Genomic DNA, 3,702 nt, shown 5'->3' with positions numbered 1-3,702 from the left:
AGCATCACCGGGCTCGGTATGGGCGGTTCTTCGCCGGTACGGGAATATCAACCCGTTGTCCATCGACTACGCCTGTCGGCCTCGCCTTAGGTCCCGACTTACCCAGGGCGGATTAGCCTGGCCCTGGAACCCTTGATCATTCGGCGGACGGGTTTCTCACCCGTCATTCGCTACTCATGCCTGCATTCTCACTCGTGTGGCGTCCACCGCTGGGTCACCCCGCGACTTCACTCGCCACACGACGCTCCCCTACCCATCCACACGCCTGAACCACGAAGGCTTAGCTGATGTGTGAATGCCACAGCTTCGGCGGTATACTTGAGCCCCGCTACATTGTCGGCGCGGAATCACTTGACCAGTGAGCTATTACGCACTCTTTCAAGGGTGGCTGCTTCTAAGCCAACCTCCTGGTTGTCTGTGCAACTCCACATCCTTTCCCACTTAGCATACGCTTAGGGGCCTTAGCTGGTGGTCTGGGCTGTTTCCCTCTCGACTACGGAGCTTATCCCCCGCAGTCTCACTGCCACGCTCTGGCTTACCGGCATTCGGAGTTTGGCTAACGTCAGTAACCTGGTGGGGCCCATCGGCTATCCAGTAGCTCTACCTCCGGCAAGAAACGCGTGACGCTGCACCTAAATGCATTTCGGGGAGAACCAGCTATCACGAAGTTTGATTGGCCTTTCACCCCTAACCACAGGTCATCCCCCCGGTTTTCAACCCAGGTGGGTTCGGTCCTCCACGCGGTCTTACCCGCGCTTCAACCTGCCCATGGCTAGATCACTTCGCTTCGGGTCTAGAGCACGCGACTGTGTCGCCCTATTCGGACTCGCTTTCGCTACGGCTTCCCCACACGGGTTAACCTCGCCACGTACCACTAACTCGCAGGCTCATTCTTCAAAAGGCACGCCGTCACCCCTGCTAGGGAGGCTCCGACGGATTGTAGGCACACGGTTTCAGGTACTATTTCACTCCCCTCCCGGGGTACTTTTCACCTTTCCCTCACGGTACTTGTCCGCTATCGGTCACTAGGTAGTATTTAGGCTTACACAGTGGTCTGTGCAGATTCACTCCAGGTTTCTCGGGCCCGGAGCTACTTGGGATCCCCTTCGGGAGGCCACGTCATTTCGTCTACGGGGGTACCACCCTCTGTGCCCGGCCTTTCAATGCCGTTCGACTATAACGTGACTTTCTGACTCCCTGCTGGATCGGCAGACCCAGCTGAAAGGTCCCACAACCCCGCATACGCAACGCCTGCCGGCTTGAACACGTATACGGTTTGGCCTGATCCGCTTTCGCTCGCCACTACTCACGGAATATCTCTTCCTGGCGGTACTGAGATGTTTCACTTCCCGCCGTTCCCTCCACACACCCTATATATTCAGGTGCGGGTCACACGACATGACTCGTGCGGGGTTTCCCCATTCGGACATCCTCGGATCACGGTTCGTTTGCCAACTCCCCGAGGCTTATCGCAGGCTACCACGTCCTTCTTCGGCTCCTAGTGCCAAGGCATCCACCCTGTGCCCTTATAAACTTGACCACAAAGATCATTCAAAAAGATGCTCGCGTCCACTGTGCAGTTCTCAAGCTACGACCGGGTGCCACACCCCCACGCCGGCGCCGTCCCCCAAACCGGGAGCGGTACGACCGACCAGATGCAGCCCGCAGGCCAAGACCCGACCACCAACCCCCACAGGGACCAGCAACCGGGCCGCAGCCCCAAGAGACAACCTTTCGGCTGTTCCCTCAGGACCCAACAGCGTGCCAAGCCAACCCCGAACCACTGATGGACCTTCGTTCCCTCCCCACAGCAAGCTGCAGGCGTACTAGAAGCCACCAGCACCGAAGCTGGCCATAGTCGATGTTCCACCCTCGAGCACCACCACACGATCGTTCGCCGTGTGCGTGGGCCTGGACACCCACCACCCACCCATGACAGGCAAGCGGGATGCCAGATGCTCCTTAGAAAGGAGGTGATCCAGCCGCACCTTCCGGTACGGCTACCTTGTTACGACTTAGTCCCAATCGCCAGTCCCACCTTCGACAGCTCCCTCCACAAGGGTTGGGCCACCGGCTTCGGGTGTTACCGACTTTCGTGACTTGACGGGCGGTGTGTACAAGGCCCGGGAACGTATTCACCGCAGCGTTGCTGATCTGCGATTACTAGCGACTCCGACTTCATGGGGTCGAGTTGCAGACCCCAATCCGAACTGAGACCGGCTTTTTGGGATTCGCTCCACCTCGCGGTATCGCAGCCCTTTGTACCGGCCATTGTAGCATGCGTGAAGCCCAAGACATAAGGGGCATGATGATTTGACGTCATCCCCACCTTCCTCCGAGTTGACCCCGGCAGTCTCCTATGAGTCCCCGGCATAACCCGCTGGCAACATAGGACGAGGGTTGCGCTCGTTGCGGGACTTAACCCAACATCTCACGACACGAGCTGACGACAACCATGCACCACCTGTACACCGACCTTGCGGGGCAACCATCTCTGGAAGTTTCCGGTGTATGTCAAGCCTTGGTAAGGTTCTTCGCGTTGCATCGAATTAATCCGCATGCTCCGCCGCTTGTGCGGGCCCCCGTCAATTTCTTTGAGTTTTAGCCTTGCGGCCGTACTCCCCAGGCGGGGCACTTAATGCGTTTGCTGCGGCACGGAACTCGTGGAATGAGCCCCACACCTAGTGCCCAACGTTTACGGCATGGACTACCAGGGTATCTAATCCTGTTCGCTCCCCATGCTTTCGCTCCTCAGCGTCAGTTGCGGCCCAGTGACCTGCCTTCGCCATCGGTGTTCCTCCTGATATCTGCGCATTCCACCGCTACACCAGGAATTCCAGTCACCCCTACCGCACTCTAGTCTGCCCGTACCCACTGCAAGCCCGAGGTTGAGCCTCAGGTTTTCACAGCAGACGCGACAAACCGCCTACGAGCTCTTTACGCCCAATAATTCCGGACAACGCTTGCGCCCTACGTATTACCGCGGCTGCTGGCACGTAGTTAGCCGGCGCTTCTTCTGCAGGTACCGTCACTTGCGCTTCTTCCCTGCTGAAAGAGGTTTACAACCCGAAGGCCGTCATCCCTCACGCGGCGTCGCTGCATCAGGCTTGCGCCCATTGTGCAATATTCCCCACTGCTGCCTCCCGTAGGAGTCTGGGCCGTGTCTCAGTCCCAGTGTGGCCGGTCGCCCTCTCAGGCCGGCTACCCGTCGTCGCCTTGGTAGGCCATTACCCCACCAACAAGCTGATAGGCCGCGAGCCCATCCTCCACCGATAAATCTTTCCAGACACACCCATGCAGGCACATCTCATATCCGGTATTAGACCTCGTTTCCAAGGCTTATCCCAGAGTGAAGGGCAGGTTGCTCACGTGTTACTCACCCGTTCGCCACTGATCAGACCAGCAAGCTGGCCGTCACCGTTCGACTTGCATGTGTTAAGCACGCCGCCAGCGTTCGTCCTGAGCCAGAATCAAACTCTCCGTAAATGTCTACATGGCACCCCACCACCAAAGCAGCAGGGCAACCGACACACGAAACGGTCACACTCCCCACTGACGAAGAGCACAACCAATCAGATTCGGCTGAATAGGAACCCAGAACCTCACGGGATGAGGACCAGGCTCCAGTCTCAACCAAGACCCACCAAAGGCAGGCCATATGGCATCGACTACTTGGCACACTGTTGAGTTCTCAAGGAACAG

The 3,702-nt window shown here is 58.0% G+C and carries 2 rRNA genes (1 of these 2 only partly in view); both read right to left on the bottom strand.

Annotation, left to right across the window (positions count from 1 at the left end):
- Positions 1–1,540 (bottom strand): 23S ribosomal RNA (locus tag QRT05_RS15510); it reaches 1,670 nt to the left of the window's first position.
- Between the two features lie 426 nt (positions 1,541–1,966).
- A 16S ribosomal RNA gene (locus QRT05_RS15505) occupies positions 1,967–3,486 on the bottom strand.
- Together the 16S and 23S rRNA genes form the textbook arrangement of a ribosomal RNA operon.
- Positions 3,487–3,702 lie beyond the last annotated feature (216 nt).

Origin of the sequence: Cellulomonas edaphi (assembly GCF_030362815.1) — a bacterium.
In the GTDB taxonomy this organism is placed as follows: Bacteria; Actinomycetota; Actinomycetes; order Actinomycetales; family Cellulomonadaceae; genus Cellulomonas; species Cellulomonas edaphi.
This window is presented reverse-complemented; position numbering and strand designations above follow the sequence as displayed.